The following is a 26,080-nucleotide window of genomic DNA, read 5'->3' on the forward strand; positions in this document are numbered from 1 at the left end:
GTGCTCCGGAGTCCTCATCTTGGTGTTCGATACGAAATTTGCAATCGTGCTGCGGGACGATCTCGCCGTCTGGCAAAAGCTCAACGTCGCCGCCTTCCTGACCAGCGGCATCGTCGCGCAATTCCCCGCCATTATAGGCGAACCCTACCGCGACCGCGCCGGCAACCTTTACAATCCTCTGTCGATCCAGCCGGTCATCGTACTTTCGGCCGATGGGCCGACGCTCAACTCCATCCACCGGAAGGCGCTGGAGCGGGGCGTGACGGGGTCAGCCTATGTCGAGGAGATGTTTGCCACCGGCTTCGATGCGGCCAACCGCGCGGTCTTCGCCGAGTTCGGGCCTGAGGACGCCAAGATCGTCGGCATCGCGCTGCATGCCGACAAGAAACTCGTCGACAAGATCACCAAGGGCGCCCGCATGCACGCCTAATTCAGCAGGAAGCGTGTGACGGCGCTCATGAATTCAGTCGGCCGCTCGACGTTCAGCATATGGACGCCCGGAAGCAGTGTAAGCGTGGCGCCGGGGATGCTGGCTGCGATCGCCTCGCGGTGGCTTGCCAGCGTAACCTTGTCGTCTTCTCCACCGATCACAAGGGTGGGGGCGGTAATGAGGGAGACAGTCCGGCGCAGATCGCAATCGCGTACGGCGGCGAAGCATCCCGCGAGACCTTGGGGCGGCGTCGCCAGGACCATCGCGCGGAACGCGTCGACGGTTTCGTTTGGGCTGGCAAGCATCGAGGCGGGAAACCAGTTGTGCATGAACATGTCCGCGGCGGCCGACATGTTGCTCGCAGCAAGGACAGTACGGATCTGCTCGTCAAAGTAAGACGCCGGCCCGAGATGTGGCGAGGTGTTGGAAAGGATGAGACGCTCGATGCGGTCCGGGGCATGGATACCCAGCCACTGCCCTACGAAGCCGCCCAGCGACAGCCCGCAGAAATGCACGCGGGCGATCTGAAGCGCATCCAGCAGCTCAAGGACGTCGCGGCCCAGCCGATCGAGCGAATAGGCTCCGGCCGGAGCCTCGGAACTGCCATGGCCGCGCAGATCATAGCGCAGCACCCGAAAAGATCCGGCAAATTCCGCAAGCTGCCGGTCCCACATATGCAGGTTCGTCGCAATGGAATTCGAGAGCACAAGCACAGGGCCGGCCCCCGCCAGCTGATAGGCGATCCGGCAGCCGTCGCCCGTCGTAAAATAAAGCGTGTCAGTCATCTGGTCCTCATCTCACCCTGGCGAAAGGAGTTCGATGCTCCCGCCGCCCTTTGAATGAGCCACCCTAGGCCTCGTAACTATCCAGGAAAATTACTATGATTGGACAATCTCAGTAGGTTTTTACGATAATGAATGGTCTGAAACTCCACGACCTACGGTGCTTTGACGCCGTGGCAAGCGAGGGCAGCTTCCAGGCGGCCGCGCTTGCCTTGAACCGATCGCATCCATCCGTCTTCGCCGCCGTCGCACGCCTCGAGCAGTTGCTCGGGCTCACACTTCTCGACCGCAGCGGATATCGGGTGGGGCTGACGGAGGCGGGCCGCGAGTTTCACGCGCGAGCGCAGCTGACATTGCGCGAGATCGACCAGCTGCGAACCTATGCGGGCCAATTGGCGAGCGGCGAGGAGACGGTCCTGCGTGTCGTCATGGGTGATCTGTGCCCGCGACCGCAAATCCTGCGTATGCTCAGCGGCTTCTTTGCCGAACGCACCGGGACACGCCTGCACCTGGAGTACGAGGCGGTGGGCGGTCCGCTCGAACGGTTGATGGAAGGCGAAGCTGACCTCGTCTTCCATCGCGCGGACCCTTCCGATCCGCATCTCGAGCGGATCGATCTCTGCGCGGTGACCCTCGTGCCGGTGGTGGCGCCTGGGTTCCTGCCGTTCGCGCCTGGCCGCGAGATTGCGCCGGAGCAGATGCGGCCCTTCACCCAGTGCGACACGGCGCGACGGCCGTCGCCGGAGAGCTATTTCCTCGTCGACGGTGCGCATCAGTGCTCGGCGCCGGATCATCTGATGAAGAAGGAGCTGATCCTTCACGGACTGGCCTGGGGCCATCTGCCGGCATGGCTGATCGAGGACGAACTGCGGGATAGGAGGCTGATCTCGATCGCTGGTGCACATCTGCCCGGCCGGACGGAGACCCTGGCGGCGGTGCGCCGGCGCGACCGACCGCATGGACCCGTCGCCCAGGCGTTGTGGCTTCATCTCCAGGCGCAAGTGGCATCCGGCGAGGCGCTTTAGCCGGCATAGGATCGGCCCGCGCTGAGCCTGCGCGCGGCTCCTGTTGTGCCAGTCGCTTTTGGCTTGCCGGGCGCAGGCGATTGCCGCAAAGGTTAAGCGTTGATCCTCCCTGCCCGGCCTGACATTTGAACGTTCCCGCAAGATCAGACGAAAGCGCAACGCCGCCCGCGGCGATGCTGTTCATGCTGTCCACCTATGTCTTTTTCACCTTTCTCGACACATCGAGCAAATATCTGGTGCTGGCCGGCGTCTCGGCGCTGATCGTCGCCTGGGCCCGCTTCACCGTCCATGTCCTGCTTGTCGGCGTCTTCCTGCGCGGCTGGCGCGAGCCGTCGCGCTTCCGCGCCAACAATTTGCCGGCCCACATCCTGCGCGGCGGTCTGCTGTTCGGCTCGACGATGTGCAACGTCATGGCGCTCAAAACGCTTCAACTGGCCGAGACCACCTCGATCTACTTCTTCGGGCCGATGGTGATCACCGCCCTTGCCGGACCGCTGCTTGGTGAATGGGCCGGCTGGCGGCGCTGGCTGGCAATCCTGTCGGGCTTTGTCGGCGTGCTGGTGATCACAAGGCCTGGCGTCGGCGTGTTCGGCGTCGGCCACCTCTTTGCGCTCGGCTCGATGCTGTCGAACAGTTTTTACGTCATCATGACGCGGCGCATGTCGGCCAGCGAAAGCTCGGAGAGCCTGATCCTGTTTTCAGCGCTGGCGCCGGCCGTGCTGCTTCTGCCGATGCTGCCGTTCTCGCATGGGCTGCCGCAGGATGGCTGGCACTGGTTCATACTGGTGATGCTGGGCGTGTTCGGCGCCGGCGGCCACTGGCTGCTGGTGCAGGCCTACCGCCTGGCGACCACCACGGCGCTGGCGCCGTACCCCTATTCGCAGATGGTCTGGATGATCCTGTCCGGCTGGATCATCTTCCACCAGTTCCCCGACCGCTGGACGCTGGTGGGTGCAGCCATCATCGTCGCCAGCGGCCTTTACATCATCCATCGCGAGCACCGTTTGCGGCTGCGCAATCGCACGACCGTCGATGCCGAGGCGGAGGCGCTGGCGAAAAAACTTTGATTTGCTCCGAATCCGATGGCATAACGCCGCATTTAAAAAATTTTAAAAAAACTCGGGGAGCGAAGGGCTGGCACAAAAGATCAAGCTTTCGACGATCGCGGATGCGCTTGGCGTCTCAACGGCCACGGTATCCCTCGCCTTGCGCGACAGTCCACTGGTCGCAGGCGCCACGCGTGACCGCATCAAGGAGCATGCGCGGGCCATCGGGTATATCTACAACCGCCGCGCCGCCTCACTGCGCACCTCGCGCTCGGGGATTGTCGGCGTCGTCGTGCACGACATCATGAACCCGTTCTTCGCCGAGATCCTGCGCTCCATCGAAAGCGAACTCGATCGCAGCCGGCAGACCTTTATCCTGTCCAACCACTACGACCAGCTGGAAAAGCAGCGCACCTTCATCGACACGCTGCTGCAGCTCGGCGCCGATGGCGTCATCATGTCGCCGGCCATCGGCACGCCGGCTTCCGACATCGTCATGGCCGAAGAAAACGGCCTGCCGGCGGTGCTGATCGCACGCAGCGTGGAAGGCGCCGACGTGCCGGTGTTTCGCGGCGACGATGCCTATGGCACAGCACTTGCCACCAATCACCTGATCTCGCTCGGCCACAAGCGCATCGCCATGATCGGCGGCACCGACCAGACCTCGACCGGGCGCGACCGCTACCAGGGCTATCTCAACGCCATGGAAGCCGCCGGGCTGGAAGTCAGGCCGTCCTGGCGCATTGCCGGGCCGCGCACCAAGCAGGGCGGATTCGAGGCGGCTGGACAGTTTTTGGCGCTTAAAGACAAGCCAACCGCCGCCTGCTGCTGGAATGATCTCGTCGCCATAGGGCTGATGAACGGCATTGCCCGCGCCGGCCTGGTGCCGGGCGCCGACATATCGGTCACCGGCTATGACGATCTCGAGGAGGCGGCAATCGCGACACCGGCGCTCACCACGGTCTGGAATGGCCAGCGAGAGGTTGGCCGCCGTGCCGCCAGCGCGCTGCTCGACAAATTGAACGGACAGGCGGTACGGCCGTCACAGGAACTGATCAAGCCGGAACTGCATGTGCGCCAGTCGACCGGCAAGCCGGTGGAGCGTGCATGACCAAGACGGATGCGTTGCAGACCGTCGCCGTTCTGGTGCCGGGACATTTCAACGACCATGCGGTCGAGCGCATCGACCGCACCTTCAAGCGGGTCAAGATAGAGCGCGCCGATCCCGCCCTGGTCACCGACGAGATGCGCCATGACGTGCGCGCCATTGCGTCCTTCGCCGGCGTCAATGCGGCATTGATGGATGCATTGCCCAACCTCGAACTCATCGCCTCCTTCGGCGTCGGCTATGATTCGGTCGATGCCGGCCATGCGGCCAAGAAAAACATCATGGTCACCAACACCCCCGATGTTTTGACCGAGGAGGTCGCCGACACCACGATCGGCCTTTTGCTCAACACCGTGCGTGAACTTTACAACGCCGAGAAATGGCTGCGCGACGGCAGTTGGGTGAAGAAGGGCAACTATCCGCTGAGCCGGCTGACCTTGCGCGGTCGGCATGTCGGCATTTTCGGCATGGGCCGCATCGGCCTTGCCATTGCGCGCCGGCTGGAAGCGTTCGGGCTGCCGGTGGCCTACCACAACAGGCGCAAGGTCGAAGGTCTGGCTTATGAATACCACCCGACGCTGAAGGGCCTTGCCGAAGCGGTCGATACGCTGATTTCCGTAGTGCCGGGCGGCGCTTCCACGGAGAAGGCGGTCAATGCCGAAATCCTGGCGGCGCTTGGCGCCAACGGCGTTTTCGTCAACATCGGCCGTGGCAGCACGGTCGACGAGGCAGACCTCGCCGCAGCGCTTGCCAACGGCACCATCGCCGCCGCCGGGCTCGATGTTTTCGCCGATGAACCGAATGTGCCTAAGGCTTTGCTGGAGGCGCCCAACACCTCGCTTTTGCCCCATGTCGGCTCGGCCTCGCACCACACGCGCCGCGCCATGGCGGATCTGTGCGTCGACAATCTCGTATCCTGGTTCAGCGAGCGCCGGCCACTGACCCCGGTGCCGGAGACGGCGCAAGTCAAGCCACGAAGCTGAGCGGCTGTCTGCCACACTCGTTAACGTCGGCTTAACGCTTTGGAATCATTCTGCATCTGCGCCGGGGGGCGCGGAGTGCAAGATGACGAAACTTCCGGCATTGATTGCGGCAGCGGCACTTTTCGCCGGCTTTCAGCTGTTTCACGGCGGCAGCAGTGAAAGTTCGGCCAATGAAGCAAGGCCGGCAACCACCTTCAGGCTGGTCGCCAATGGCGACGAAGGCGACTGCGCGGTTAGCCGCGGCGCCGCGATTGACGATGGCCTGTCGCTGTTGACCGTGGCGCCGAACTGCCGCGGGCTGCTGCCGGGGATCGAGCGGGCAAAATTCTGGCGAGAGGGCGAGGACGGCACGATCGCGTTCAGCGCCGACGGCACCGACCCGATCGTCACCTTCTCGGTTGCGGATGGCGACGGCTACGAATCCTACGCTCCGGCCACGCCGCTGCTTTCGCTGGCGACAACCGGCGAACGGGATCAATCCGCCGGCAATTGATCGTCGGGATTTATTCCGCCGCCGCCCGCGCGCCGGCCTTCGCCGCCGCATGCAGGCGCACCGCATCGCCGAAGGCGCGGAAGATCTTGGCCGAGTTGCCGTCCGACTTGACCCAGTATTCGGGGTGCCATTGCACGCCGACGGCGAAGGCGCGGGCGTCCTTCACCGAAACTGCCTCCACCGTGCCGTCGCCGGCAACCGCCTCGACCTGCAGCTTCGAGCCGAGCCGGTCGATGCCTTGGCGGTGCAGCGAGTTGACCTTGATGTCGCCGGCGCCAAACACGCCGGCCAGGCAGCTGCCCGGCTTGATCGAAATGGTCTGGTGAATGGCGAAGCGTTCGTCCTGGTTGTCGCTCACCGGCGCGCGATGGTCGAGCGAGCCTTCGCGCTCCTGGATCTCGGTGCCAAGCGTGCCGCCCAGCGCAACGTTCAACTCCTGGATGCCGCGGCAGATGGCAAGCAGCGGCACGCCGCGCTCGATCGCCTTGCGGATTAGCGGCAGCGTGGTGGAATCGCGCGCCGGGTCGTAGGGGCCGTTGGCTTCGCTGGCGTCGCCGCCATAGAGCGATGGATGCACGTTGGACTTCGAGCCAGTGACCATGACACCGTCGACCGAAGACAACAGCTCGTCGAAGTCGAGCCGGTCACCGAATGACGGCACCAAAAGCGGGAACACGCCGGCGCCGGAAAGTGCTGCCTCGATATATTGCTGCGGGACGGCATGCCAGGTGTAGTTGTCGAACTGACGGACGTCGGTTGATATGGCGACGAGCGGCTGGTGCATTTTGGGTCCGGATTCCATTTGGCGCGAAGCGAATAGCTATTGTGCCTGCAAAATAGGCGATCCGAAGGCGCTTTTCCATGGCAAGTTTCGCCATCTCGCATGGGCCACGCGGCGAACGTTAGACTATAGTTGCGGGCTGGCCGGCCGGCCCGCGGATTTGTCGCCAGCGCCGCCGTCAAATCCCGCCACCATGCTGGACTCGACCTTTTGCCCGTGTATTGTTTCGGGCAAATCGATACCGGACGTGAGGAGATGTCCCTGATATCGGTTGTTGGTCCAATAGGGAGGAACTGCATGGATCGTCGTTCATTCATCCGCAAGGCCGGGGTCACCGGCGTGGGCGCAGCGGCGGCTGCCGCTACGCTAGCCGCACCGGCAATCGCCCAGTCCAATCCGAAAGTGACGTGGCGGTTGGCGTCATCCTTTCCCAAGTCACTCGATACGATCTATGGCGGCGCCGAAGTCTTCTCCAAGATGCTGTCTGAGGCGACGGACGGCAATTTCCAGGTCCAGGTCTTCGCCTCCGGCGAACTCGTGCCCGGCCTGCAGGCCGCCGACGCCACCACTGCCGGCACCGTCGAGGCCTGCCACACGGTGTCATACTATTATTGGGGCAAGGACCCGACATGGGCGCTCGGTGCGGCGGTGCCGTTCTCGCTCAACGCGCGCGGCATGAACGCCTGGCACTATCATGGCGGCGGCATCGACCTGTTCAACGAGTTTCTTGCCACGCAGGGTCTTTTCGGCCTGCCCGGCGGCAACACCGGCGTGCAGATGGGCGGCTGGTTCCGCAAGGAGATCAACACCGTCGCCGACCTGTCCGGCCTCAAGATGCGCATCGGCGGCTTTGCCGGCAAAGTGGTGCAGAAGCTCGGCGTCGTGCCGCAGCAGATCGCCGGTGGCGACATCTATCCGGCGCTGGAAAAAGGCACGATCGACGCCGCCGAATGGGTCGGCCCCTATGACGACGAGAAGCTCGGCTTCTACAAGGTCGCGCCCTACTACTATTATCCCGGCTGGTGGGAAGGCGGCCCGACCGTCCATCTATTGTTCAACAAGGCCAAGTACGAGGAGCTGTCGCCCGCCTACAAGTCGCTTGTGCACACCGCCGCGCAGGCGGCGGACGCCAACATGCTGCAGAAATACGATTTTCTCAATCCTGCGGCGGTGAAGCGGCTGGTGGCCGGCGGCGCGAAATTGCGCCCGTTCAGCCAGGACATCATGGCCGCCTGTTTCGAGAAGGCCAATGAGGTCTACACCGAAATGGAAGCCACCAACGCACCGTTCAAGAAGATCTGGGACTCGATCAAGGGCTTCCGCAAGGAGCACTATCTGTGGGCGCAGGTGGCCGAGTACAATTACGACACCTTCATGATGGTCCAGCAGCGCAACGGCAAACTGTAGGCTGGGATCTGTCCCTTCTCCCCGTCACTATACGGGGAGAAGGTCCCGGCAGGTGGATGAGGGGCGGCGCAAACTTCGGCGATCGATCGCCTTGGGCTTGGTAGCCGCCCCGAAATTATAGCTTATTTTTCCGAGCGTTGACGCTACCCCTCACCTGCCTGCCGGCATCCTGTCCCCGTATAGTGACGGGGAGAGGGGCGCGGTCATCGCCGTTTCGCCAATCGCCAACGCCGCAGGATTGAGGCTGCCCTTCATTCCATGCCCGGCACCACCAACACCTTGACCTCGCCGGGCGCTGCCGGATTGGCGATCACCGAGGCGGCTTCCTCCAGGCCGACCTGCCTTGAGATGAGCTTGTCGATCTCGATTGCGCCGGACGCGACAAGGTCCGCCGCCCGCCTGTGGGTGAAGGGGTTGATGAACGAGCCGAGAACCTTCAGTTCGCGAAACAGGATGTCGAACGGTTCGAAGGGCACTTTCACGCCTTGCGGCATCACGCCGACGATCACCACCGAGCCGCCGGACTTCGCCAGCCGCATCGATTGTTCGACGGTATCGGGGACACCGGCGCATTCGAGCACCACGTCGGCCCCGCCGGGCACAAGGCCGGTTGGGCCGGCGATCGCCTCGATCGGGTCGACCGCGTTTGGGTCGACCGTCGCCGTTGCACCGAGCTCTTCGGCGAGCGCACGGCGGGAGGCCTGCCGCGTCGACAGGATGATGGTCGCCGCTCCTGCGAGCCTCGCCAATTGCACGGTAAGCAGGCCGATGACGCCGCCACCAAGCACCACCACGGCAGCGCCGGGTCTGATTCCGGCGAGGTCGACAGCGTGCAGGCAGCAGGCCAGCGGCTCGCAGAAGGCGCCATGCGTTGGCTTGAGGTTCGCAGGCAGAAGAAAGGCCTGGCTCTGCGGCATCACGACGTAGTCGGCGAAGCCGCCGTCGCGATGGATGCCGATGGCCCTGAGATTGCTGCACAGATTGACGCGGCCGGCTCGGCAATGACTGCAGCGTCCGCAGAAGATGTTGGGATCGCCGGTAACACGGTCACCGATGGCGATGCCGGAAACCGCATCGCCGACAGCCTCCACGATGCCGCAGAATTCGTGACCAAGCGTCACCGGCGGGCTCGAAGGGAATTCGCCGTGGAGGAGGTGACGGTCGGTGCCGCAAACGCCGCAGGCTTCGACGCGCACCAGAACGTCCTGCGGTCCCGCAACAGGCTTGTCGACCTCCCGTAGCGCAATGCTGCCCACGGCTTCCAGGCGCACGGCTCTCATGACATCCTCACTCAGGTTCTCAGTGTTCACACATCAGTTGAAGTTCGGCGGCTGCGACAGGTCGGTCGCCGGCGCCGCCGGCTTGGCGGGCGGCGTCTCGCCGAAATTCGGCGGCTGCGAGAGATCGTTCGACGGTGGCGCCGCGGGTGATGGGCTACCGTTGGCTGGTGGTGGTGTGCCGAGAGGCGCAAGGCCTGGCATATCAGGCAAGTTGATCTCGATCGTTCCCGGATCGACGGCCGCACCCTTGTAGCGCATGACCATTTGCGGGAAGGCGATGGTCAGCCCGATCATGATCACCTGGATGCAGACGAAGGGCACGGCGCCCCAATAGATCTGGCCGGTGGTCACCGGCGCGATCTGCTTGCCGGTGAGGCGATCGAGATAGGGCACGCGCGCGGCGACCGAGCGCAGGTAGAACAGCGCAAAGCCGAAAGGCGGGTGCATGAAGGAGGTCTGCATGTTGACGCCGAGCAGCACGCCGAACCAGATCAGGTCGATGCCGAGCTTATCGGCTGCCGGCGCCAAAAGCGGTACGATGATGAAGGCGAGCTCGAAGAAATCGAGGAAGAAGGCGAGCACGAAGACCAGGATGTTGACGCCGATCAGGAAGCCGACTTCGCCGCCCGGCAGCGACGTCAACAAATGCTCGACCCAGACGTGGCCGTTGACGCCGTAGAAGGTCAGCGAGAACACCCGCGCGCCGATCAGGATGAACAGCACGAAGGAGGAAAGCCTGGTCGTCGAAGCCAGCGCCTGCTTGATGACCTCCAGCGACAACCGCCCCTTCATTGCCGCCATCGCCAGGGCGCCAACCGCGCCCATGGCGCCGCCCTCCGTCGGGGTTGCGATGCCGAGGAAGATGGTGCCCAGCACCAGGAAGATCAGTGCCAGAGGCGGGATCAAAACGATGATCACCTGCTGCGCCAGCCTGGACATCATGTTGATGTTCAGGCCCTTGTCGGCGATCGCCACGATATAGATCAGGATCACGCCGATGCTGGCGCCAAGGATATCGGCATTGTCGCCATGCGCCGGCGCAAGGTAGCGATAGGCCGCATAGGAAGCCGCGACTGCCACCAGCAGTGCCGCGAGCAGCGACAGCACGCCGTGGCCAAGCGTGCGGGCCGCCAGCGGCAACGCCGGCATCGAGTTCGGCCGGACGACCGACATGATCAGGATGTAGAGCGTGTAAAGGCCGGTCAGCACCAGGCCGGGGATCAGCGCGCCGGCATACATGTCGCCGACCGAACGGCCGAGCTGGTCGGCCAGAACGATCAGCACCAGCGACGGCGGGATGATCTGGGCGAGTGTGCCGGATGCCGCGATGACGCCCGACGCCAGTCGTCGGTCATAGCCGTAGCGCAGCATGATCGGCAGCGAGATCAGGCCCATGGCGATGACCGAAGCCGCGACCACGCCCGTGGTAGCGGCAAGCAGCGCGCCGACGAAAATCACAGCATAGGCAAGGCCGCCGCGAACCGGGCCGAACAGCTGGCCGATCGTGTCGAGCAGGTCCTCGGCCATGCCCGATCGTTCCAGCACGATGCCCATGAAGGTGAAGAACGGGATTGCCAAGAGCGTGTCGTTCGACATCACCCGGCTGCCGTAGAAATTGTCGGGCAGCGCATGCAGCAGCGGCCACGCCAGGTTGATCGAGCCGCCCGAATAGGGCGACAGCACGACGCCGATGAAGAAGAACATCAGGCCGTTTGCGGCGAGTGAAAAAGCGACGGGATAGCCGATCAGCAGGAAGATGATCAGCGAAGCGAACATGATCGGCGCCATGTTCTGGGCGATGAACTCGATCATGGGCGCGCCTCCTGGGCGAGCGCCTTGGCCTCTTCAGCAAGGGCTTTAGCCTCGAGCTCGGCCTGTTCGTGCACCGAGATGAACGGATTGGGATCGTCCATGTCGCCGCGCATGATGGCGATCTTCTTGATGATCTCGGAGATGCCTTGCAGCGCCAGCAGGAAGAAGCCGACGAGCAGGATTGCCTTGGCCGGCCAGATGATCAGGCCGCCGGAATTGTTCGACATTTCGCCGCTGCGGAACGACAGCGACACGTAGGGGACAAAATAGATCACCATCAGCGTCACGAACGGCATCAGGAAGAAGACATGACCGAGCAGGTCGATCCAGTGCTGCACGCGGCGCGACCACATGCCGTAGACGATGTCGATGCGGATATGGTCGTTCTGTTTCAGCGTGTAGGCGGCGGCCAGCATGAAGGCGGCGCCGAACAGGTACCACTGCAGTTCCAGCCAGGCATTCGACGAGACGTCGAAGACCTTGCGGATGGTGGCATTGGCGGCGCTGACCAGGATTGCCAGCAGGATCAGCCACGATATCCACCGGCCGATGAACTCGTTCATACGGTCGATCGTTCTGGATAGAGCGAGCAGCCCTGCCATGCATTTCCTCCCTGAGGTCGAAGGCGCGCCGGCTCCCCTATTTTCCGTCGCGCCGCTGTGGCCCAACGGTATGCCGTGCGTGGTTCGGCGGGTCAACATGGCATGGGCGCGATCAACGCCGTCGTGACGGGAGGCAGGGGATAAGTGCCGACCGGCTGCTGCGTCATGCAACCAAAGTCTGACAGCGGATGCGGCGATCAGGCGATCTTCTGCTGGTCGCGGCCGGGACCGATCAGCACAAGTGCCGCGACCAGGAACAGATACATCCAGCCATCGCGCCATTCGATCGGGAAATAGCCGGCCCATAGCGACTCCGTCATGCCGAAGGCGGCCGCACCGAGCGCGGCCCGAGGCGGAGAGAGATAGCCGCCCACCGCCGTCACGAACAGGATTTTCAGCCCGTAGACGAGGCCGGAGCCGAAGCTGACATTGCCGTAGTAAAGGGCGGCCATGATTCCGGCCAGCGCGGCGCAGAAACCGCCGAACAGCACCGCATGCCGGAACACTGCGCGCACGTCCACGCCGCACATGGCAGCCGCTTTGGGATCGTCGGAGACGGCGCGCCAACGGCGACCGAAGCCCGAGCGGGCAAACGCCCATGCAGCGAGCATGATGGCCGCCAGAACCACCGCGCAATCGATGAGCTGGATCAGCGTCAGCGTCGCCTGGAAGCCGGCATCCTGAGCGAAGACAATGGGTTGCGCCAGCATCGGCGGCAGCCACCAATCATGCGTGTCGGCGGCGATACGGCTTGCTTCCGACAGCACCAGCAGGATGCCGAGCGTCGTCACCACAATGGCATTGGGCGTGCGGTCGGCCAGCGGTTCGAAGACGCTGCGCGACAGCACGTGGCCGATCAGCGCGGCATAAAGGAAAGCCGTGACGACGCCGAGCACCACTGCCGCCAGCAAGGTCAGCCACAATACCTGATAGCCGAAGGCCACGGTCAGGATCATCGTCTGGCCGCAAAAGGCGAACAGCGCGCCATAGGCGAGATTGGTCCGGTGCAGGATGCCGTTGGTCAGCACGTAGCCGAAGGCAAGCAGCGCATAGAGCGCGCCGGAATGCAGCCCGTTCAGCACCTGCTGGAAGAAATAGAGCATAGACAGCTTTCCGGGCGCCGGAGCCCGCGCCAAGGTTTGCATCGTAGAATCTAACTTGTCAAATGCGTTTTATGGGTTAGATTTCTGATATGACAGTATCTTGGACCCCACATCGCTTCACCGGCGGCATTCTTGCGCTCGATACGGCCAACACCGTGGTGTTGCGCAACGATCCGGAAAAGACCTTCGACCGTTTTGACGATCCGGCCGAGATCGCGCACTTCGCCGATGCCGCAAGCGGCTTTCGCGGTGCCGAGCTTGGCGGCAGACCGCTGGAGGCGACCTCGCCGGACAGCATCGCCCCGGTGGTGCTGGCGATCCGCGAGACGACCGACCGCCTGTTTCGCGGCGCGGTGTCGAAAGGTGCGCTTGCCGCCGGCGATCTCGCCGCTTTTCTCAAGGCCTGCGCCAACGGCCTAGATCGGAGCCTGGCCGAAATCGGCGCACCGGGTAGACCGTTCGGCGACCCATCGACGCCGATCGCGTTCGAGGCGGCGCTGGCGGTTTCGGCCTTGTCGCTGCTGCGCGACGACACGGTCGCCAGGCTCAGGATCTGTCCCAATTGCAGCTGGCTGTTCGTCGACAGGAGCCGCAATTCCAGCCGCCTTTGGTGCGATATGGCTGTGTGCGGCAACCGCCAGAAAGCAAGCCGTCACTATCGCCGCCGCACGGCGGCACATGAGGTCAACAATGCCTAGGGTTGTTTTTCGTTCGATCCTTGTCGGTGCAGCGCTCATTGCAGCCGTTGCGCTTGGCGCCTGCCGCGACACCGGCGGCGACGGCAAGCTGTTCGAGGTTTCCGGCAAGGTCGTCGTCTTCAATTACCGTCTCGCCCGGGCGACCTATGTCGTGACGCTGCGGCCCCTGCAGCCGATGGGCGAAGGCCAGGTTGCGGTCGCCAGTTTCCAGAATCCGGCCGGCGGCCCTCCCCTGGTAGTCGAGCAGAAGGTCTGGCCGAAGCTCGACAAGGTCAGCCTGGAGAGCCCGGCGCTGACCTGTATCGTCAAGGACAAGCCCTATGCGATTTCGATCAGCATCAGGGGTCCTGACGGCACGTTCCTGCAGAAGATCGACACGACGCTGATGTCGAGCGAGGACCAGTCGATCCTTCCCGACCGGCCGCTGGTGGTCGACCAGCTCTATACGGCCAATCCCGATCTTGCCGGCCATCCCGACGGCAAGCTGCCGGGTGAGCCGAAGCCGGATTGCTCGAAAGGCTGACGCGTCTTAGCCCGGCGCGACTGCGTGGAAATTTCTGGTCGCCGGACAACCGCCGCGGACCGATTTCGTGCCGGATACGCGACGGCAGCGGATCGTTCGTTGCGCTTTGCCTGGCACTTTCGATTTCGTTTGACCTGCCTTGCAAGCGGAGAAAGACTGCGCCATCTCACTCCTACGTTGGCTGCGCGCCCCCGGTGCTGCCTCCGCAGAGGAAATGCCTGATGACGCTGCACGACGTCGCGCTCGACGACAAGTTCGATCTTGGTAAGGAGCGCATCTTCCTGTCCGGCGCACAGGCGGTCATCCGCATGCTTTTGATGCAGCGCGAGCGCGACCGCCGGGCCGGCCTCAACACGGCCGGCTTCGTGTCCGGTTATCGCGGCTCGCCGCTCGGCGGCCTCGATATGCAGCTGTGGCGGGCGAAAAAGCAGCTGGCGCAGGCCGACATCGTTTTCCAGCCCGGCCTCAACGAGGAGCTTGCCGCCACCGCCTGCTGGGGCTCTCAGCAGACGGAATTGCTGGGCGAAGGCAAGCATGACGGGGTGTTTTCGGTCTGGTACGGCAAGGGACCGGGCGTCGACCGCTCCGGCGACGTTTTCCGCCACGCCAACCTCGCGGGATCGTCGAAGTATGGCGGCGTGCTTGCGCTGATGGGCGACGACCATATGGCCGAATCATCGACCAATGCGCACGCCACCGAATTCCTGTTCGTCGACACCATGGTGCCGATCCTCAACCCGGCCGGCGTTCAGGAGATCATCGACTACGGCCTCTACGGCTTTGCCATGTCGCGCTTCGCCGGCACCTGGGCGGCTATCAAATGCGTCAAGGACAACATCGAATCCACGGCCTCCGTCGATGCCGCGCTCGAGCGCCTGAACATCGTCGTGCCGGAGTTCGATATGCCGCCCGGCGGCCTCAACATCCGCAACGAGATCGACATGCTCGGCCAGGAGGAGCGGCTGCATGAATACAAGCGCGCCGCTGCGTCCGCCTTCATCCATGCCAACCGCCTGAACCGCATCGTCTATTCGGGCGGCCGGGCGCCGAAGCTCGGTATCATCACGCTCGGCAAGAGCTATCTCGATGTCCGCCAGGCGCTGGAAGACATCGGCATCGACGAGGCCGCCGCCGGCCGCATCGGCATCCGCCTGTTCAAGGTCGGCTGCCCATGGCCGCTCGACCTGCAGCATATCGCCGAATTCGCCCGCGGCCTCGACACCATCGTCGTCGTCGAGGAGAAGCGCTCGCTGATCGAGGTGCAGCTGCGCGAAAACCTCTACGGCACCGCCACCCAGCCGGCGATCGTCGGCAAGAAGGACGAGCGCGGCGACTGGCTGTTCCCGGCCAAGGGCGCGCTCGACCCCAACGAGATCGCCATTGCGCTGGGCGAGCGCATCCTGCGCACAATCGGCCCTTCGGAAGAGATCACTGCCAAGGTGGCGAAGCTGCGCCAGTTCCAGGCGATGCTTGCCGACACCAGCGATATCGGTTCGCGCACGCCGTTCTTCTGCTCCGGCTGCCCGCACAATTCCTCGACCAAGGTGCCCGACGGCTCGATCGCCGCCGCCGGTATCGGCTGCCATTTCATGGCGCTGTGGATGGACCGCAACACGGTCGGCTTCACCGCCATGGGGGGCGAGGGCGCACAATGGGTCGGCCAGGCGCCATTCTCCAAGCGCGGCCACATTTTCCAGAATCTCGGCGACGGGACCTACAATCACTCCGGCACGCTGGCGATCCGCTTCGCGCTGTCGACCGATGCCAACATCACCTACAAGATCCTCTACAACGACGCCGTCGCCATGACCGGCGGCCAGCCGCATGAAGGCGGCCTGACTGTCGACATGATCGCCAGGCAGGTGCGCGCCGAAGGCGTCGAGCGCATCGCCATCGTCACCGACGAGCCGGACAAATATGCAGGAAAGGCCGAATTCCCCTCCGGCGCCACCATCCACCACCGCGACGACCTCGACCTCGTCCAGCGCGAGTTGCGCGACGTCAAGGGCGTCTCGGTGCTGCTCTATGACCAGACCTGCGCCGCCGAAAAGCGCCGCCGCCGCAAGCGCGGCACCTTCCCGGATCCCGACAAGCGGGTCTTCATCAACGAACTGGTCTGCGAGGGCTGCGGCGATTGCGGGGTGCAATCGAACTGCGTCTCGATCCAGCCGGTCGAAACCGAGTTCGGCCGCAAGCGCAGAATAGACCAGTCGAGCTGCAACAAGGACTTCTCCTGCGTCAACGGCTTCTGCCCGTCCTTCGTCACCGTGCACGGCGCCAAGATCAGGAAGGCCGAAGGCATTGCCGGGCGCTCCGACCCGCTTGACGGCGTGCCGGTGCCAGCCGAATTCCCGCTCGGTAGCGAGGGTTGGGCGGCGATCATCGACGGCGTCGGCGGCACCGGCGTCGTCACCATAGGTGCTGTGCTCGGTATGGCCGCCCATCTCGAGGACAAGGGCTGCGGCATGATTGACATGGCCGGCCTCGCCCAGAAGGGCGGTTCGGTGTTCACCCATGTCCGCATCGCCCGCACGCCGGACGACATCCACGCGATCCGCGTTTCGGCCGGCAAGGCCGACCTGGTACTCGGCTGCGACCTTGTCGTGTCCGGCGCCAAGAAGGTGCTTGGCGCGGTGCGCGAAGGCCATACCATCTTCCTCGCCAACACCGCCGAGATCATGCCCGGCGAATTCGCCCGTTCGGCCGATTTCTCGCTGCCGATCGAGCGCCTGAAGAAGGCGATCCGTGCTGCTGCAGGCGAAGACAAGACGCATTTCTTCGACGCCACGCGCACCGCCACCCAATTGTTCGGCAATTCGCTCGGCGCCAACATGTTCATGCTCGGCTTCGCTTTCCAGCATGGCGGGCTGCCGCTGTCGGCGCAAGCCGTTGAAACAGCAATCGAATTGAACGGCGAGGCGGTGGCGATGAACATCGCCGCGTTCCGCTGGGGCCGGCGCGCCGCGCATCAGCCGGACTTTGTGCGCGGCCTCATCGCGCAGCCGGGCAAGGCCACTGAGATCGCCGAGACGCTGGACGATATCATCGCCCGCCGCGTCGCTTTCCTCTCTGCCTATCAGAATGCCGCCTATGGCAGGCGCTATGCCGAGAAGCTGGCGGTTTTGCGTGCTGCCGAGGCCAAGGCCGTGCCTGGCTCGACCGCGGTGACCGAGGCCGCCGCCAGAAACCTGTTCAAGCTGATGGCGATCAAGGACGAATATGAGGTGGCGCGGCTCTACACCGACGGCTCCTTCGCTATGGAGCTCTCAAAACAGTTCCAGAGCTACGACAAACTCGAATTTCATCTGGCGCCACCGATCATGGGCAGGCGCGGCAATGACGGCAAGCCGAGGAAATCGAGCTTCGGCCCGTGGATGATGAAGGGATTTCGCCTGCTGGCGGCGCTGAAAGGCCTGCGCGGCACGGCCTTCGACGTGTTCGGCTACAGCACTGAGCGGCGCATCGAGCGGCAGCTTCTGGCCCGCTATGAGGCCGATCTGGAGCTTGTCGCCAAGGCCCTTGCGCCAGGCAGGATCGAGGCCGCCATCGCCCTTGCCTCGGTGCCGGCGCTCATTCGCGGCTACGGCCATGTGAGGCAGGCCAGCGCCGAAAAGGCGGCGGATGAACGAAATCGCCTTCTTGAACGATTCAAGTTGCCGGTGCAGCCAAGCGCATTACAAGCCGCTGAGTAGCCAAAAGGGCCGGAAAAACAGGCCCTTCAGCGCGAGCTAAAGGTTTTTTAATGGGACTATGCCAAGGCTGTGGTTCAGTTGGGCGCCAGTAATGGGCAGAACAAAGACCGATAACATCCCTGTGGATGTTTATATCCAGTTTGTGCGCTCGTTGTTCGACAACGCGCATATGCTGGTCATTGGCGCGCTTTGCCACGCAACCGCCAGTCTTATGGTCTATTGGCGCAACGGCCAGCCTGTCTTCCTGGTTCTTGCCGGAGCACTGCTTGGCATCGGCGTTTGGCGGTATTTCAGCTTGCGGCGGTTCCATCGCCTGGGTGGTTCCATCCACGATGCCTTGGATGCGACACGATGGGAGCGCGAATATATCCTGAACGGCAGCATCCAGGGGCTGATGCTGGGCCTGTTCTGCTTCATTTCGATCTATGTCTACTCGGATGCGTATGCCGAGATCGCAGCGCTCGCCATAACGCTTGGCTCTCTGGTCACGGTCGTAGGCCGAAACTACGGCTCGCCCCGCATGGTCACGATCTTCGCGGTAACCTTCGTCGGGCCGATCGCAGCAGCCCTTATCCTCAGGTTTGACATCCCCAGTGTCGTGCTTGGGCTGCTCATCATCCCGTTCATGTTCATCATCAAGGGCAGTGCCGACCATGTGCGCAACGTGCTGTTCTCGGCCGTGGTCGGGCATAAGCAGGCGAGGCAAATCGCGCAGCGCTTCAACCGCGCACTCAACACCATGTCGCATGGCCTGGTCATGCTCGGACCCGACGGCAAGGTCGTGGTCGGCAATGCCGAAGCAGCGCATCTGATGTCGCTGCGCTCGCCCGACCAGCTGCTCGGGCGGTCGATCCATTCGCTGCTCCTGCGCGGCGTTGCGGGCGGCATGCTGGCGCCGAAAGACTGCCGCTATGTCGAAGCGCAGCTGACGCGCGCCTTGCGCGAAGGCCGTGACCGCAAGGTGCTGGTCTCCTTCTCCAATGGCCAGCACTACGAGTTCTCGGCCCGCGAGGGCAATCAGGACCTCGGCGTCATCACGTTCGAGGACGTCACCGCCCGCGTCGAGTCCGAAGAAAAGATCCGCTTCATGGCGCGCTATGACAGCCTCACCGGCCTGCCGAACCGCGCCTATTTCCATGAGCTCGTCGGCGAGGCCATGGCGTCGGGCAGCCGCGACCGGCTGTGCGCCCTGGCGGTGCTCGATCTCGACGATTTCAAGAGCGTCAACGACACACTTGGCCATCCGGTCGGCGATGGGCTGATCTATGCCGTTGCCGAGCGACTGGCGGCCGTCGCCGGGCAAGGCGTCAATGTCAGCCGTTTCGGCGGCGACGAGTTCATGATCTTCTTCGACCGCGTCGAGGATGAAAGCCATCTGACCGGCCTGCTCGACCAGATCTTTGCCGATCTGCAGGGCGAAGTCGATGTCGCTGGTCACAGCCTGCGCATCCAGGCAAGCGCGGGCGCCGTGCTGTCCAGGGTCGAGGACACCGATGTCGACGCCATGATCGTCAAGGCGGATCTGGCGCTCTACAAGGCCAAGGAACTCGGCAAGAACAACTGGCGACTGTTCGAGGCGGCGATGGATGCGGCGTTCCGCAACCGCCAGATGATGAAGGCCGACCTGCGCACGGCGGTCGAAGGCAAGGCCTTGCGGGTGGTCTATCAGCCCATCGTGGCGATGAACACCATGCGCATCGCCAGCTGCGAGGCGCTGTGCCGCTGGGATCATCCCGACCTTGGGCCGGTTTCGCCCAGCGTCTTCATTCCGCTGGCCGAAGAAATGGGCATCATTTCCGAGATCAGCACCTTCGTGCTCGCGGCGGCCTGCGCCGAATGCGCCAAATGGCCCGCACAGACCAGCGTCTCGGTCAACCTTTCGGCCAAGGATTTCCGCAGCCGCGACGTCGTCCAGAAGGTTCGCGACGCGCTTGCCACTTCGGGGCTCGCCGCCGGCCGCCTCGAGATCGAAGTCACCGAAACCGCGCTGCTCGACGACAAATCGCTGACGCGCCAGTATATCGAGGAACTGAAGCAGCTTGGCGTGCGCATCGCGCTCGACGATTTCGGCACCGGCTATTCAAGCCTGAGCTACCTCCACAAGCTGCCGCTCGACAAGATCAAGATCGACCGTTCGTTCCTGATGGACGTGACCCAGAACAAGCGTTCGCTCGACTTGTTGAAGGGCATCGTCGACCTGACCCGCGTGCTCGGGCTGACCGTCACCATCGAAGGTGTGGAAACGTTCGAACAGCTGAAGATCCTGGTGCATTCGGTGAAACCCGATCTCGTCCAGGGCTTCCTCTTCGGCGCAGCTCTCAGCGCGTCCGGCATCGAAACGATGTCCAATGTGACCTGGCCCTTCGCCGCGGAATTGCGGCCCGTCGCCAAACTCGCGACCACATGAAGCCCAACCTTTAAATCGCGCTTGAAAGCCGTCAAAAAAGCTGTGAATTGCCAAAACGTTAACCTATTGTTAACGTTAATATTCGGTAAACACAGACGATTAGAGTTTCATCTTCTTGTTCATTCGGTCGTCCGGTATGGTTTAGTTGCGACGGCACGAGGGTAACAATGGAAACTCAGCTAGCAGGTATGCCTCTGGTGGCTTCTAGGGCCACCGCTCAGTCTCCTTCGGTGTTTTCTCGTCATATCATGGACGTCCTGGAGCACGTCGAGTATCGCCTTTGCGACGGTGCCGAGGATTTGGAAGCCATCTATCGACTTCGCTACAAATCCTACCTTCATGCTGGCATGGTGAAGCCCGATGCCTCGCGTATGGTAAAGGACGACTTCGACGATCTGCGCAATTCCTACCGATTTGGCGTGTTCTTCGATGGTGTTCTGGTCAGCACCATCAGAATCCACTACGCCTGCGCGAAATACCCTGTTTCCCCCAGCACCGCCGTGTTCGGCGACACGCTGGCGCGGCGGCTGGCAGTTGGCGAGACGTTCGTCGATCCAAGCCGTTTCGCTGCCGATATCGAGTGGTCGACCAGCCTGCGCGTGCTGCCCTACGTGACGCTCAGGCTTGCGGTCGTAGCTTGCAGCCACTTCAAACCGACATATTGCCTGACGGCGGTCAAGGAAGAGCATGCCGGCTTCTATCATCGCATCTTCCGTTCCGAGCAGGCGGTGCCCCCGCGCATCTATCCCGGTCTCACCGTTCCCGTGCATCTGTTCCAGTCGAAGTGCTCCGAAAACATGCAGGCGACGCTGGATCGCTTCCCGTTCTTCAACTCCACGGCGTTCGAGCAGCGCATGCTCTTCCAACGCCCCAAGAGCGGCGAACTCGCACCGCTAACCATCCTGCCCACCGCCAAGTTTTTCCGCGAAGCCGCCTGACACCACTGAAGCCTGCGTAATTCGGCACGCGAACTCTGGAGCTTTCCCGCCGCTTCCGCGTTCTGGATGACGCCGACGCGGCCATAGAAAGGAACCGACATGCATATTCCCGAGCTAGCACTGACCCCGCTGATCTCGCTGATTGCCGGCGTGCTGATCCTGGTGATGCCGCGGCTGCTCAACTACATCGTCGCGCTCTATCTGATCGTCATTGGGCTGCTCGGGCTGTTTCCGCATCTGGCCGGTTGAAACGCAAAACCCTCAACGTTCGACGTTAGGCCGGCGACAAGCCCTACCGCCGGCTTTCAACATTCCTTTGAGGCTGTTGTCACTGGTCGTGCGGCAATAGCGCCATTGCTCTTGGCCCGGCTTTTCGCTATGTGCCTCAAAGATGTCTTCGAAGGGGTATTCCTATGGCTGATCACACGCCGACCGGTCCTGTCGAACTGGGCGCGAAGATGGACTATGCCGAACATGACCGCACCTATCATGGCTTTCTGGCGCTGGCCAAATACGGCTCGCTGTTCTGCGGCGCCCTGCTCCTGGCCATGGCTTTCGGCTTCTTCGCAGGCGGCTTCTTCTCCGCGACCATCCTGTTCGTGCTGATCCTCGCCCTCGGCGCCTTCATTCTCCGATAGTCTCTTCAGACCCTTGCCAAGGGCGTAGCCGGACATCCGGCCGCACTCTTTCGCAAAGCCGCACTCTTGCGCAAACAGGTTCCAGCCGAAAGGATCATGCGGTGGGACAGACGGTTTTCATCCCTCGCGAGCTCGATGCCAGGGAGCCTCGTGTCGCGGCCTCGCCCGATACCGTGAAGCGGCTGGCGGCGCTGGGCTTCGACGTCACCGTCGAGACGGGCGCCGGCACCAGGTCGCGCATCCCCGATGAGGAGTTCGCCAAGGCGGGTGCCGCGATCGGCAAGGCTTCGGATGCGAGCCGGGCGGATGTGGTGCTGAAGGTGCGCCGGCCGACCGACGCCGAGCTGAAGGGCTACAAATCGGGTGCGGCGGTCATCGCCATCATGGATCCCTACGGCAATGATGCCGCGGTCGCGGCGCTTGCCGAGGCTGGGGTCACCGCCTTCTCGATGGAATTCATGCCGCGCATCACCCGCGCCCAGTCGATGGATGTGCTGTCGTCGCAGGCCAATCTCGCCGGCTACCAGGCCGTGATTGACGGCGCATCGGAGTATGACCGCGCGCTGCCGATGATGATGACTGCGGCCGGCACCGTGCCGGCGGCGAAGATCTTCATCATGGGCGTCGGCGTTGCCGGCCTGCAGGCGATCGCCACGGCGCGCCGTCTCGGCGCTGTCGTCACCGCCACCGACGTTCGTCCCGCCGCCAAGGAACAGGTGGCGTCGCTTGGGGCAAAGTTCCTCGCCGTCGAGGACGAGGAGTTCAAGGCGGCCGAGACCGCCGGCGGCTACGCCAAGGAAATGTCGAAGGAGTACCAGGCCAAGCAGGCAGCGCTCACCGCTGAGCACATCGCCAAGCAGGACATCGTCATCACCACGGCGCTGATCCCCGGCCGTCCGGCGCCGAAGCTGGTGTCGGCGGCGATGGTCGCCTCGATGAAGCCGGGCTCGGTGATCGTCGACCTCGCCGTCGAGCGCGGCGGCAATGTCGAAGGCGCGGTTGCAGGCCAGGTGGTGACCACGGCCAATGGCGTGAAAATCGTCGGCCACCTCAACGTGCCCGGCCGCGTCGCCGCATCGGCCTCGCTGCTCTACGCCAGGAACCTGTTCGCCTTCCTCGAGACGCTGGTCGACAAGACCAGCAAGACGCTCGCCATCAACCGCGGAGACGATCTGGTCAAGGCGACGATGCTGACCGACGCTGGCCGCGTGGTGCATACAGCCTTCGCCAAGGCGGCGGAACAGCCCCATGTCGAACCGGCGGCCATTCCGGCCGAGACCATGGTGGCTGATGCCACGCCGAAGAAGGCTGCACCGAAAAAGGCGTCCGACAAAGCCACCGCCGGCAAGTCCGCCGCCAAGCCGAAGGGGATCGCGTGATGGATCAGACCTTGCAGAAAGCCCTCGATCAGCTCGACCAGGCAAGTGCCGCCGTCCGGCTGGCTGTGCAGAACCTGGCCAACGCGCCCGGTGGCGCCGATGCGGCGGGCGATGCCGCGCACGCACTGTCCGGCGGCGCCATCGATCCCTTCGTCTTCCGCTTCGCCATCTTCGTACTTGCGATATTCGTCGGATACTACGTCGTCTGGTCGGTGACGCCGGCGCTGCACACGCCGCTGATGGCGGTCACCAACGCCATCTCCTCGGTCATCGTCGTCGGCGCGCTGCTGGCCGTCGGCATCTCGGCCTCCGGCATTGCCACCGGCTTCGGCTTCGTCGCGCTGATGCTGGTCTCGGTCAACATCTTTGGCGGCTTCCTGGTCACCCAGCGCATGCTGGCCATGTACAAGAAGAAGGACCGGTAGAGAGCCATGAACGCCAACTTCGCGTCCTTCCTCTACCTGGTCTCCGGCGTCCTGTTCATCATGGCGCTGCGCGGCCTGTCGCATCCGACCACCAGCCGCCAAGGCAATCTCTACGGCATGATCGGCATGGGCATTGCCATTGCCACCACGCTGGCGCTGGCGACTCCGTCCGCCGGGCGCTTCGGCCTGATCGTGCTTGGTCTGGCCATCGGCGGCGGCGTCGGCGCCGTTACAGCGCGCCGCATCGCCATGACTTCGATGCCGCAGCTGGTCGCCGCCTTCCACTCGCTGGTCGGCCTTGCCGCCGTCATGGTAGCGGCAGCCGCCATCTACGCGCCGGAAAGTTTCGGCATCGGCACCAATGGCGACATCCACGCCCAGGCGCTGATCGAGATGAGCCTTGGCGTTGCCATCGGCGCCATCACTTTCACCGGCTCCGTCATCGCCTTCCTCAAGCTCGATGGCCGCATGTCGGGCAAGCCGATCATGATCGGCGGCCGTCACATCATCAACGCGGTCCTCGGCATCGCGCTGATCGTGCTGATCGTGCTTCTGGTCACCACCGAGGCCAAGCTGGTGTTCTGGCTGATCGTCGCGGCGTCACTGGCGCTCGGCGTCCTCTTGATCATCCCGATCGGCGGCGCCGACATGCCGGTCGTCGTCTCGATGCTGAATTCCTATTCCGGCTGGGCCGCCGCGGCACTCGGCTTCACGCTTGGCAATCTGGCGCTGATCATCACCGGCGCGCTGGTCGGCTCGTCCGGCGCCATCCTGTCCTACATCATGTGCAAGGGCATGAACCGGTCGTTCATCTCGGTCATCCTCGGCGGCTTCGGCGGCGAGACCGCGGCGGTTGCCGATGACGGCATCGAACGCACGGTCAAGCAGGGCTCGGCCGACGACGCCGCCTATCTGATGATGAACGCACAGAAGGTCATCATCGTGCCGGGCTACGGCATGGCGGTCGCCCAGGCCCAGCACGCGCTGCGCGAAATGGCCGATAAGCTCAAGGCCAATGGCGTCGACGTCAAATACGCCATCCACCCAGTGGCCGGCCGCATGCCCGGCCACATGAACGTGCTGCTCGCCGAAGCCAATGTTCCCTATGACGAAGTGTTCGAGCTGGAAGACATCAACTCCGAGTTCGCGCAGGCCGATGTTGCCTATGTCATCGGCGCCAACGATGTCACCAATCCGTCCGCCCGCGACGACAAGTCGTCGCCGATCTACGGTATGCCGATCCTCGACGTCGACAAGGCCCGCACCTGTCTCTTCGTCAAGCGCTCGCTCGGCTCGGGCTACGCCGGCATCGACAACACGCTGTTCTACAAGGACGGCACCATGATGCTGCTCGGCGACGCCAAGAAGATGACCGAGGAAATCGTCAAGGCCATGGATCACTGATCCCGCCGCAACCTTCCAGTGGAAGGTTGTCGGTCCATCATCGGAAACAAAAAAGCCCGGTTCGACCGGGCTTTTCGATGTTGAAGACCGGTTAGCGGCTGGTCAGGAAAACCGCTTCCTCGTCGTCGCGCTGCCTGCCGCCCAGTGCTGCCGCAGCGCTGGCGATGAAGGCGCCGATAACCAGCGACAGGGCGCCAAGCAGTGCGAAGGTGGCGCTGCCTTTCCGGGCGGCGTCGGCGGCCTGCTTGGCCTTGACCTTGGCGTCCTCGACCCTGGCCACCAGGGCGTCGACACGCGCCTTGGCGTCAGCCTCGGAAAGCCCGGTGCGGGCGGCGACCAGCTGCGACAAATAGGTCTTGTCGTCAGCCGAAATTTCGCCTGCCGCCGCACTGGCGATGAGGATGCGCGAAGCCTGCCCGGCCGCAGCCGCATCGCTGTCCGGATTGGCCGCCGCGAGCCTGGCGGCATCAGCCGGACGGAACAGCGTATCCACGAGATAGGATGTCGCATTGTCGGTCGGTGCGCTGCCAGCATTGGCGGACGCGCCGGCCGAAGCACCCATGGCGGCGCCCGAGGCAACAGTAGAAGCCGCCTGCACGCCTGAACCAAGCACTGCCGACAGCGCCGACCCGAGAATGCCGACGACCAGCAATGTCGCCAGCGCCCAGGCGAGGAGGCCGTGCGCGGTGTCACGGAAATAGACCTCGTCGGTGTGGATGCCGACCCATTTGGTGCGCAGGCGTCCGGCAAGATAGCCACCGACCCCGGAGGACAGCCATTGCACGATGATGAGCCAGATGGCGCCGGACACCGCGAAGGTGGTCAGCGAGGCACTGGCGCCGGACCATGGCGAGACCATGGTCAGCCCCAGTCCTGAGCCGAGCAGCATGAGGATGAAGGTCAGCGTCGAGGCCGCGAAGGCGCCGGCGATGATCGGCCCCCAGCTGACGGCCGTGGCGGAGGATTCTGTTGAAGCAGATACGTCGACAGCCGATACGGTGGACTGCATCGACGCCTCCTACCGTACGAACAGCATGATGAGAATGATGATCGGGATCGGAATACCGAGCAACCAGAGCAAAATACCGCGTCCCATAAAGAGCCTCCCTGCGAGAAATTGATCG

Annotated in this window: 24 protein-coding genes; 17 read left to right on the plus strand and 7 right to left on the minus strand. The window is 63.5% G+C overall.

The window, feature by feature from the left end:
* Window positions 1-22 precede the first annotated feature (22 nt).
* Window positions 23-430 carry a DUF2000 family protein gene (locus NKJ58_RS26160; protein WP_023739648.1) on the plus strand — a complete coding sequence of 136 codons (408 nt, stop codon included), beginning with the start codon at window positions 23-25 and terminating at the stop codon, window positions 428-430.
* Here NKJ58_RS26160 and NKJ58_RS26165 read toward each other — a convergent pair.
* Window positions 427-1,215: an alpha/beta fold hydrolase gene (locus tag NKJ58_RS26165; protein WP_352519692.1), complete on the minus strand. Its 789-nt coding sequence runs from the start codon at window positions 1,213-1,215 to the stop codon at window positions 427-429. The genes NKJ58_RS26160 and NKJ58_RS26165 overlap by 4 nt on opposite strands.
* A gap of 128 nt (window positions 1,216-1,343) precedes the next feature.
* Between NKJ58_RS26165 and NKJ58_RS26170 the strand changes: the two genes are divergently transcribed.
* From NKJ58_RS26170 to NKJ58_RS26190, 5 genes are all read left to right on the plus strand, one after another.
* The gene (locus NKJ58_RS26170) at window positions 1,344-2,237 is read left to right on the plus strand and encodes a LysR family transcriptional regulator (protein ID WP_352560063.1); all 894 of its coding nucleotides are present in this window, start codon (window positions 1,344-1,346) and stop codon (window positions 2,235-2,237) included.
* Between the two features lie 182 nt (window positions 2,238-2,419).
* The gene (locus NKJ58_RS26175) at window positions 2,420-3,304 is read left to right on the plus strand and encodes a DMT family transporter (protein ID WP_352519693.1); all 885 of its coding nucleotides are present in this window, start codon (window positions 2,420-2,422) and stop codon (window positions 3,302-3,304) included.
* A gap of 67 nt (window positions 3,305-3,371) precedes the next feature.
* Window positions 3,372-4,394, plus strand: coding sequence for a LacI family DNA-binding transcriptional regulator (locus NKJ58_RS26180; protein ID WP_023671355.1), 1,023 nt, complete (start codon window positions 3,372-3,374; stop codon window positions 4,392-4,394).
* Window positions 4,391-5,374, plus strand: coding sequence for a 2-hydroxyacid dehydrogenase (locus NKJ58_RS26185; RefSeq protein ID WP_023746556.1), 984 nt, complete (start codon window positions 4,391-4,393; stop codon window positions 5,372-5,374). Before NKJ58_RS26180 ends, NKJ58_RS26185 begins: the two co-directional genes overlap by 4 nt.
* A gap of 82 nt (window positions 5,375-5,456) precedes the next feature.
* The gene (locus tag NKJ58_RS26190; protein ID WP_023683514.1) at window positions 5,457-5,867 is read left to right on the plus strand and encodes a hypothetical protein; all 411 of its coding nucleotides are present in this window, start codon (window positions 5,457-5,459) and stop codon (window positions 5,865-5,867) included.
* 10 nt (window positions 5,868-5,877) lie between these two features.
* On the opposite strand, the gene NKJ58_RS26195 is transcribed toward NKJ58_RS26190, so the two are convergent.
* A complete protein-coding gene (locus NKJ58_RS26195) occupies window positions 5,878-6,651 on the minus strand; it encodes a gamma-glutamyl-gamma-aminobutyrate hydrolase family protein (protein WP_023703661.1) in 774 nt (257 codons plus the stop codon).
* A 294-nt stretch (window positions 6,652-6,945) separates the two neighbouring features.
* Here NKJ58_RS26195 and NKJ58_RS26200 point away from each other — a divergent pair, with 294 nt between their 5' ends.
* The gene (locus NKJ58_RS26200; protein WP_023671351.1) at window positions 6,946-8,055 is read left to right on the plus strand and encodes a TRAP transporter substrate-binding protein; all 1,110 of its coding nucleotides are present in this window, start codon (window positions 6,946-6,948) and stop codon (window positions 8,053-8,055) included.
* Between the two features lie 251 nt (window positions 8,056-8,306).
* Here NKJ58_RS26200 and NKJ58_RS26205 read toward each other — a convergent pair whose 3' ends face one another.
* From NKJ58_RS26205 to NKJ58_RS26220, 4 genes are all read right to left on the minus strand, one after another.
* Complete coding sequence (locus tag NKJ58_RS26205) at window positions 8,307-9,335, minus strand: zinc-dependent alcohol dehydrogenase family protein (RefSeq protein WP_023683515.1); 1,029 nt, start codon at window positions 9,333-9,335, stop codon at window positions 8,307-8,309.
* Between the two features lie 33 nt (window positions 9,336-9,368).
* Window positions 9,369-11,147 carry a TRAP transporter large permease gene (locus NKJ58_RS26210; RefSeq protein WP_352560059.1) on the minus strand — a complete coding sequence of 593 codons (1,779 nt, stop codon included), beginning with the start codon at window positions 11,145-11,147 and terminating at the stop codon, window positions 9,369-9,371.
* Window positions 11,144-11,749 carry a TRAP transporter small permease subunit gene (locus NKJ58_RS26215; protein ID WP_023815967.1) on the minus strand — a complete coding sequence of 202 codons (606 nt, stop codon included), beginning with the start codon at window positions 11,747-11,749 and terminating at the stop codon, window positions 11,144-11,146. Before NKJ58_RS26215 ends, NKJ58_RS26210 begins: the two co-directional genes overlap by 4 nt.
* A gap of 197 nt (window positions 11,750-11,946) precedes the next feature.
* Window positions 11,947-12,852, minus strand: a complete 906-nt coding sequence (locus NKJ58_RS26220) for a branched-chain amino acid ABC transporter permease (protein ID WP_023683518.1) — start codon at window positions 12,850-12,852, stop codon at window positions 11,947-11,949.
* Window positions 12,853-12,941: 89 nt separating this feature from the next.
* Between NKJ58_RS26220 and NKJ58_RS26225 the strand changes: the two genes are divergently transcribed.
* The 10 genes from NKJ58_RS26225 (at window position 12,942) to NKJ58_RS26270 (ending at window position 24,956) form a co-directional block, all read left to right on the plus strand.
* Window positions 12,942-13,550 carry a CGNR zinc finger domain-containing protein gene (locus NKJ58_RS26225; RefSeq protein ID WP_023815968.1) on the plus strand — a complete coding sequence of 203 codons (609 nt, stop codon included), beginning with the start codon at window positions 12,942-12,944 and terminating at the stop codon, window positions 13,548-13,550.
* A complete protein-coding gene (locus NKJ58_RS26230; RefSeq protein WP_023729725.1) occupies window positions 13,543-14,073 on the plus strand; it encodes a hypothetical protein in 531 nt (176 codons plus the stop codon). Before NKJ58_RS26225 ends, NKJ58_RS26230 begins: the two co-directional genes overlap by 8 nt.
* Window positions 14,074-14,294: 221 nt before the next feature.
* The gene (locus NKJ58_RS26235; protein ID WP_352854138.1) at window positions 14,295-17,765 is read left to right on the plus strand and encodes an indolepyruvate ferredoxin oxidoreductase family protein; all 3,471 of its coding nucleotides are present in this window, start codon (window positions 14,295-14,297) and stop codon (window positions 17,763-17,765) included.
* 91 nt (window positions 17,766-17,856) lie between these two features.
* Window positions 17,857-20,172, plus strand: a complete 2,316-nt coding sequence (locus NKJ58_RS26240) for a putative bifunctional diguanylate cyclase/phosphodiesterase (protein WP_023714564.1) — start codon at window positions 17,857-17,859, stop codon at window positions 20,170-20,172.
* Between the two features lie 167 nt (window positions 20,173-20,339).
* A complete protein-coding gene (locus NKJ58_RS26245; protein ID WP_023683521.1) occupies window positions 20,340-21,110 on the plus strand; it encodes an N-acyl amino acid synthase FeeM domain-containing protein in 771 nt (256 codons plus the stop codon).
* Between the two features lie 99 nt (window positions 21,111-21,209).
* Window positions 21,210-21,359, plus strand: a complete 150-nt coding sequence (locus NKJ58_RS26250; RefSeq protein WP_023671341.1) for a DUF3096 domain-containing protein — start codon at window positions 21,210-21,212, stop codon at window positions 21,357-21,359.
* A 164-nt stretch (window positions 21,360-21,523) separates the two neighbouring features.
* Entirely contained in the window at window positions 21,524-21,748 is a 225-nt protein-coding gene (locus NKJ58_RS26255; protein ID WP_023671340.1) for an aa3-type cytochrome c oxidase subunit IV, read from the plus strand.
* Between the two features lie 101 nt (window positions 21,749-21,849).
* Window positions 21,850-23,127, plus strand: a complete 1,278-nt coding sequence (locus tag NKJ58_RS26260; protein ID WP_352854141.1) for a Re/Si-specific NAD(P)(+) transhydrogenase subunit alpha — start codon at window positions 21,850-21,852, stop codon at window positions 23,125-23,127.
* The gene (locus NKJ58_RS26265; protein ID WP_032885960.1) at window positions 23,127-23,552 is read left to right on the plus strand and encodes a proton-translocating transhydrogenase family protein; all 426 of its coding nucleotides are present in this window, start codon (window positions 23,127-23,129) and stop codon (window positions 23,550-23,552) included. The genes NKJ58_RS26260 and NKJ58_RS26265 overlap by 1 nt, the downstream gene beginning before the upstream one ends.
* Window positions 23,553-23,558: 6 nt before the next feature.
* Window positions 23,559-24,956, plus strand: a complete 1,398-nt coding sequence (locus tag NKJ58_RS26270) for an NAD(P)(+) transhydrogenase (Re/Si-specific) subunit beta (RefSeq protein WP_023671337.1) — start codon at window positions 23,559-23,561, stop codon at window positions 24,954-24,956.
* 91 nt (window positions 24,957-25,047) lie between these two features.
* Here NKJ58_RS26270 and NKJ58_RS26275 read toward each other — a convergent pair whose 3' ends face one another.
* Entirely contained in the window at window positions 25,048-25,965 is a 918-nt protein-coding gene (locus NKJ58_RS26275; RefSeq protein WP_352854143.1) for a hypothetical protein, read from the minus strand.
* Window positions 25,966-26,080: the final 115 nt, after the last annotated feature.

Source organism: Mesorhizobium sp. M0139 (assembly GCF_040322455.1).
GTDB lineage: Bacteria > Pseudomonadota > Alphaproteobacteria > Rhizobiales > Rhizobiaceae > Mesorhizobium.